Below are 6,597 nucleotides of genomic sequence, written 5' to 3'. Positions count from 1 at the left end.
CTCGATCAGCTCCTCACGGCTCAGCCGTTCAAGATCGCTTCGGCCCATCCCACGAAGAAATCAGCGAAATCCAACCTGCGCAAGGGGGTGGGTAATTACTAGAACCCCGTTCGCACAGTCCTTAAAGGCGGATATTCGCCAGCTGGGCGTTATGGAACCGGACGAATGAGACTTTTGCCAGTTCGGCTACACCGCCAATGTTTCTTAAAGACTGATTTTCACCTACGGCCTGCATAGTGAGAGTGCTGGAACTTGATCAATTGGTCTTGTCGGTGATGGCGCGGTCGGCGTTGACCAGGGCGGACCAGCCCTTGGCGCTGTCCTGGCCCTTAAGGGACTGAAGCCGCGCACCGCTGACCTCGACGTTCTTGAAGTCAGCACCGGTCACGGTCGCGCCCGTCAGGTTCGCGCCGGAGAGGTCCGAGCCCATCAGCACCACGTCGGTCAGGTCGGCGTTTGTAAGGTTGGCGTATTCCAAGCGCGAGCGCCCGAGGTTGGCGCCCTTCAAATTAGCGCCCGACAGGTTCACGGAGACGAACACCGCCCGCATCAGGCCCATCGATTGGTTCTTGATGTCAGCGCCGCCCTTGAGGTCGACCAGCGAAGCGCCGCTCATATTGGCGCCCCTGAAATCGCCGATGGGCATGGACCGGCTGAGATCCGCCCCACTGAGGTTCGCCTCGCGGGCAGTGATGCCGAACATTTTTGCGCCGACGAGCTTGGCCCCCGAGAGGTCGGCCTTGATGAACCACGCCTGTTCGAGGTTCGTTCCGCTGAGGTCCGCTCCACGCAGGTTCGCCTTGATGAGGCGCGCTGTCCGTAGGTTTGCGCCCTTGAGGTTAAGGCCAGACAAGTCGAGGCCGGCGAGGGCCTTGTCGGAGAGGTCGATAGGTTTGCCGGCGGATTTTGCGATCAGAGCCTCGATGTCAGCCCGGGTCATTTCGGCCTGGGTCATCGCGGGCGTGTTAATGTTGGCCCCCAACAGCAGGTCCTGCTCGGCAGAGGCTGTTGCCGCCGCAACGCTCCATGCCAGCAGTGCCACAGGAAGGATGCTTATCAGTTCACTCCCGAATAGCTGGCTGAGCCTGTCAAAGATCGGGTCGTCGCCAGCCTATTTCTTGCTTCCGCCATGATAGCTGAAAGTGTGTGAAGCATGTCGGTATTTTAGGTTTCCAAAATCATTCGGTCGAGAAAACCAAGCATGCGTAGGCGGTTCTCCCTCCGACTGAGCCACATCGTGCAGACAGTGTTCCTTATATGCCTGCGGTTTGTTAGGCTGCTCGCCTGAAGGGATTATCGGGACGCAATGGCGAACAGGCGGGACACGAACGAGCCTACCGCCCCTGCTCAAGGTGCTACGGCTGGTTCGATCGCTGTTGGTGCACACGACCTTCTGCCAGCGCTTATGCCTGCACTTCGCTCTTTCGTACGCCGCTTCATGCGCGATGCAGACGAGGCCGGCGACGTGGCTCAGGATGCAGCGGTGCGGGCGTTGACGGCAAGGCACGTCCCGACGAATAGCCAGGCTTACCGGGTATGGCTGTACAGGATCGCGCGCAACGCTGCCGTCGACGCGCATCGGCGCCGCGCTGCGACGCTTGTACCGGTCGAGGTGGAGGGGGTTGATCCCTGGCTCATTGACCACCGTCTCGTGACAGACTTATCGGTGCGCCAGAGCTTGATGCGGATCTCCCCTGACCATCGCCGCGTCCTTCTGCTCGTCGACGTTGAGGAACTCAGCTACTCCGAGGCAGGCCGTCGGCTCGGCGTTCCGACGGGGACCGTGATGAGTCGCGTCGCCCGAGCGCGGACCGCCTTGCTGCGCACCATCGAGCAAGACGAGGCCGCCCGATGATCGAGAGCGACGAGAAAGGCAGCGAGCGGGATCGAGAGGAACTCAGCGCCCTCATTGACGGGGAACTTGCGCCCGAGCGCCTCGCCGCGGTCGCGGCCTGGATCGCAGAGGACAATGAAGCGGCACGCGCCTTCGCGACGTTAGCCGCCCTCAAGGCCCGAACGACGGCGACACTGCGTACTAACGACCTCCCGTCTCCCCGCCGGTCGGGACGCGAAGTTCGAACGTTTGTGGCGCTCGCTCTGGTCGCGGTACTCGGCGCGTCTCTCGTGCTTGCGCTCTCGACCCGCGAGGCTCCGAAGGACGGCGGCTCCCGACTTCAGTCGATTGCACAGACCCAATCGGGCCTACACACGGCGGAGCTGCAGATCCCGAACCTGGATGCCGCTAACCTCAGACTGGAGCGCGTAAGCTTCGCCTCCGACACTCGACCGACCCGGGCCGACGCCTTCTACATCGGCGAACGCGGCTGCCGCGTCCGCCTTACGATTACCGAACGCGGCGCGCCGGAGGACGCCGTGCCGGCAACGTCCCAGGTCGCGCGATGGACGGTCGGGGACTTCGCCTACCGGCTCACCGGCGAGCAGCTGGACACAGAGCGGTTCGCCGCGACGGTAGCGCTTGCCGAGGCTGGCAGTCGCAGCCCCGGATCGGTGATGGTCGCCAGTGCGTCGGACCCGCTGATGGGCCGTCCTTGTCTCGGCTGAACCTTTGTTTCGCGCGGCAGGGAATAAAACGGCGGTCCCGACCTGTCTGAACATTCGACGCCACCAGAGCACGACGGCCGCCGGGCCGATCACGCCGGAGTCCTGTCGGAGAGGAACGCCAGCCATGAGCACGCAAGGCCGTATCGAACGCTCGCTCGACGAACTGTACCGGGACGATCCCGAGCGGGCGGACGCGCTAGTGCATGGCCGCCGCACCGGCGCGAGCCGCCGCGGCTTCCTGAACGGAGCGGGGCTCGCCGCCATGAGCGCTACGGTCGGCGCCGCCATCCCATTCGCGGGCAACCTGCCGGCTGGACTCGTTCCTGCGGCGCACGCGCAAGGCGCCGCACCCGCCCCTGCTGCGAAGGGTCCGCAGCCTCTGGATTTCCCCGGCAAGGACAAAGGCCTTGTTGTGCTCGGCGACCGCCCGCTGGTCGCCGAGACGCCTGAGCACTTGCTCGACGACGAAACAACGCCGACACCGAAGTTCTTCATCCGCACCAACGGCCAGATCCCGGAAGCGGCGGCCGATGCCGAGGGCTGGCGCTTCACCGTCGACGGTGAGGTGAACCAGCGGCTCGATCTCTCGCTCGGCGAGCTGAAGAGCCGCTTTACGCCCAAGACCTACCGCATGGTGCTCGAATGCGGCGGCAACGGCCGCTCGTTCTTCCAGCCGCAGGCGCGTGGCAACCCCTGGACCAACGGCGGCGCCGGCTGCGCCGAGTGGACCGGCGTCCCCCTTGCTGACCTGCTGAAAGCCGCGGGCCTGAAGGACACGGCGAAATACACCGCCCATTACGGGGCGGACCCGCACCTTTCGGGCGATGCCACCAAGGAGTCGTTGTCGCGCGGCATGCCGATCGCCAAGGCGATGGAGCAGCACGGGCTCGTCGTTTTCGCCATGAACGGTGAGCCGTTGTCCAACATCCACGGCGGCCCCTTGCGACTCGTAGTGCCGGGCTGGCCGGCCTCGCTCTCGCACAAGTGGCTGAAGCGGATCACGATCCGCGACCGCGAGCACGATGGACAGGGCATGACCGGCACGGCCTACCGGGTGCCGAACAAGCCCATGGTGCCGGGCGGCAAGGCCGACGAGAAGGATTTTCGCATCCTCGAATCGATGCCGGTGCGATCGATCGTGACCGCCCCCGCCAACGGCGCCCGGCTGCCCTCCGGCAGCCGTGAGATCACCATGCGCGGTGCGGCCTGGGCCGGGGACCTCACCGTTTCACGCGTCGACGTGTCGACCGACTTTGGCGCGACCTGGATCCCGACCCAACTCGCGCCGACCCGCAACCGCTACGATTGGAGCCGGTGGAGCGTGAGTGTGCCGCTTCCGTCTGATGGCTATTACGAGCTTTGGGTGCGTGCGACCGACAGCGCGGGAAGGGCGCAGCCCCACGTAGCAGCGAACTGGAACCCGCAAGGGTACGGGGGCAATGCCCTGCACCGCGTCGCGGTGCTCGTCGGATGAGGCGCCTCGGCATCGTGCGTCTCATCTCCGGCTTTGGCGCCGTCCTGATCGGAACCACCTTTGCTCTGACAATAGGGAGCCGGGCGCAGGAACCGACCGTCCCCCTCAGGGATCAGGTGGTGGAGGACCTGCCTGCGCATCCGGGCCGCGAGGAAACCTTCGGGCTCTGCACGGCCTGCCACGCCTACCGGCTGGTCTCGAACCAGGGCATGAGCCGGGAGCGCTGGGACGAGACCCTGACTTGGATGACCGAGCGTCAGAACATGCCTGACATCCAGGGCACCGAACGGGCCTTGATCCTGGACTATCTGGCAACCGCCCATCCGCCCAAGGCGCCGTCGCGCACGGGCGGGTTCCAGAACCCGTTCGCCCCGCAATAACGACCCTCGGTTCGTGCGAATTGCGTTCCGTTGGCAGCGGGTCGCTCGCGTCGTCGTGGGCAGCATCACAAGAAACGAGAAACCATATGACTCGTCTGGCAGTGCCCTTGATAGTGGCTGGAATGTCGCTTGGCGGCATCGCTCTCGGATACGGAGCCGCACTCAGCCAAGCGGAACCGGCCCACCGTCACACCGCGCAGCCGCCCGATAGTGGCTTTGACGCTCTAATGGCGCGGTCCATGGAGCGGATGCACGCCGACATGGCGGTCCCGCCCTCGGGCGATCCAGACCGCGATTTCGCCGCGATGATGATCCCCCACCACCAGGGTGCGATCGACATGGCGAAGGCGCAGCTCATCCACGGACGCGATCCTGTCCTGCTACGCCTCGCACAAGGGATTATTGTCGAGCAGGGCCAGGAGATCGAGGTCATGCGCCGCGCGCTGGCGGATCGAGTCCCGGCCGCCGGCACCCTGCCGTCGGCACCTGTCCCTCACCCCCATCATCACGGCGCCGCGCCGATGCCGGCGCAAGGAACCATCCGATGAAGGCCGTCTTCCCGCTCGTCACCCTCGTCCTGCTCCTGTCTGGGCCAGCGCTTGCCGGCCAGGCCCCAGGGCCAGCCGCATCGCCAGACATCCCAGTCAGCGCCCGCGACCGGTTCTACAGCTCGGACCAGTTCTCCAACACCGTCTCGGTCGTGAACCCAGCCACCAACACGCTGCTCGGCGTTATCCGCCTGGGAGACATCACGCCAGCGAACCTCAGTCCACTTTATCGCGGCCAGCTGCTGGTCCACGGCATGGGCGTCTCGCCCGATTCCAAGACCTTGCTTGCTGTCTCAATCGGCTCGAACTCAGTCAGCTTCATCGACACGGCGACCAACGCGGTACGGCAGACGACCTATGTCGGCCGCTCGCCCCACGAGGCCTTCTTCACGCCTGACGGTCGAGAGGTTTGGGTCAGCATCCGCGGCGAGGATTACATCGCGGTCCTCGACGCAGCCACTGGCAAGGAGACGGCGCGGATCACAGTGCCGAACGGTCCTGGCATGACGATCTTCTCGCCTGACGGGCGTTACGGTTACGTCTGCTCCAGTTTCAGCCCCGAGACTGTCGTCATTGACGTGAAGTCCCGCACGATCGCCGGGCGGGTCAAGCAGGAGAGCCCGTTCTGTCCCGACATAGCCGCGACGCCGGATGGCGCCCAAGTCTGGCTGACCCTGAAGGACGTTGGCCGCACGATGGTTTTTGATGCCAAGCCGCCCTTCGCGTTGATCAGAACCATCGAGACCGGGCCGCTTACCAACCACGTCAACTTCGCGCGCACCAAAGCCGGCCAGTTCGCCTACGTCACTATCGGCGGGCTCAACCAAGTGAAGGTGTTCCGCACCGATGATTTCTCGCCTGTAGCCACGATCCCGACCGGCGCGTTACCGCATGGCCTCTGGCCCTCAGGTGATGGCTCGCGCATCTATGTCGGTCTGGAGAACGCCGATCAGGCGGCCGTGATCGACACTGCCTCGAACACAGTGATTGCCACCATTCCTATCGGACAAGGGCCGCAGGGCGTCGTCTACGTCCCGAATGCGGTGCCGGTTGGCGAAGGTATGCAGAACTTGCAGCCGCTAGGAGAAGCGGGCAAGTCGAACTCGCTCACGCTCAGCGGGGCTGATGGCAAACCAGAGACGCAAGTCACGCTGTTCGACCAGGGCGTGCTCCAGACGCTTCAGGCTGCCGTGACGGGACTGCCTCCGAAGAAGCCGTTCGTATTGGCGCTGTCGACCGATCCGAAAGGCTCCGGTGCCATCGAGCCTCTCGCAGCTTTCATGACGAACCCCGCTGGTGCGGCGGTCGTCAACGCGATCGGCCCGATCAGGCAAGTGACGCAAGGCGCGCCAGAGGCGGCACGGCGTTACCTCGTGATCGTCGAAGGTAGGCCGGGCGAGACCGGCTCGCCAGTTCAGCTGCAGAAAGCTCCATAATGGACGAGCGGCTTTATCAGCCGCAGTCGAGGCCTACGTCTCAACAGGGCTTGCCCTTGTGGAACGCTCCACGCCTGTAATTACCCACCCCCGCGATGATAGGGTTCAGGCGCCGACGGTCTTGAGGATGGTGCCGAACGGGCTGGCGCCGGTGAGGCGCGCGGTATCGACGACGGTGCGGATATGGTCGACCAGCG

At 64.7% G+C, this 6,597-nt stretch carries 7 protein-coding genes; 6 read left to right on the top strand and 1 reads right to left on the bottom strand.

The window, feature by feature from the left end; all coding sequences use genetic code 11:
* Positions 1–256: 256 nt before the first annotated feature.
* A complete protein-coding gene (locus tag ASG59_RS11415; protein WP_056286899.1) occupies positions 257–1,057 on the bottom strand; it encodes a pentapeptide repeat-containing protein in 801 nt (266 codons plus the stop codon).
* 249 nt (positions 1,058–1,306) lie between these two features.
* Here ASG59_RS11415 and ASG59_RS11410 point away from each other — a divergent pair, with 249 nt between their 5' ends.
* The 6 genes from ASG59_RS11410 to ASG59_RS11385 all read left to right on the top strand — a co-directional run bounded on the left by ASG59_RS11410 (position 1,307) and on the right by ASG59_RS11385 (position 6,400).
* The gene (locus ASG59_RS11410; RefSeq protein ID WP_082494692.1) at positions 1,307–1,855 is read left to right on the top strand and encodes an RNA polymerase sigma factor; all 549 of its coding nucleotides are present in this window, start codon (positions 1,307–1,309) and stop codon (positions 1,853–1,855) included.
* Positions 1,852–2,562 (top strand): hypothetical protein, encoded by a 711-nt coding sequence (locus ASG59_RS11405; RefSeq protein ID WP_055882963.1) that lies wholly within the window; start codon positions 1,852–1,854, stop codon positions 2,560–2,562. Before ASG59_RS11410 ends, ASG59_RS11405 begins: the two co-directional genes overlap by 4 nt.
* A 124-nt stretch (positions 2,563–2,686) precedes the next feature.
* Positions 2,687–4,036, top strand: a complete 1,350-nt coding sequence (locus tag ASG59_RS11400) for a sulfite oxidase (protein ID WP_055882960.1) — start codon at positions 2,687–2,689, stop codon at positions 4,034–4,036.
* Complete coding sequence (locus ASG59_RS11395; protein ID WP_055882958.1) at positions 4,033–4,416, top strand: hypothetical protein; 384 nt, start codon at positions 4,033–4,035, stop codon at positions 4,414–4,416. The genes ASG59_RS11400 and ASG59_RS11395 overlap by 4 nt, the downstream gene beginning before the upstream one ends.
* Positions 4,417–4,538: 122 nt before the next feature.
* Entirely contained in the window at positions 4,539–4,964 is a 426-nt protein-coding gene (locus ASG59_RS11390) for a DUF305 domain-containing protein (RefSeq protein ID WP_055882956.1), read from the top strand.
* A complete protein-coding gene (locus ASG59_RS11385; protein ID WP_055882954.1) occupies positions 4,961–6,400 on the top strand; it encodes a YncE family protein in 1,440 nt (479 codons plus the stop codon). Before ASG59_RS11390 ends, ASG59_RS11385 begins: the two co-directional genes overlap by 4 nt.
* The last annotated feature ends 197 nt before the right edge of the window (positions 6,401–6,597 follow it).

It is taken from the genome of Methylobacterium sp. Leaf466 (genome assembly GCF_001425565.1).
Taxonomy (GTDB): Bacteria; Pseudomonadota; Alphaproteobacteria; order Rhizobiales; family Beijerinckiaceae; genus Methylobacterium.
Note: the sequence above shows the minus strand (reverse complement) of the source record. Positions and strands in the feature narration are given on the sequence as shown.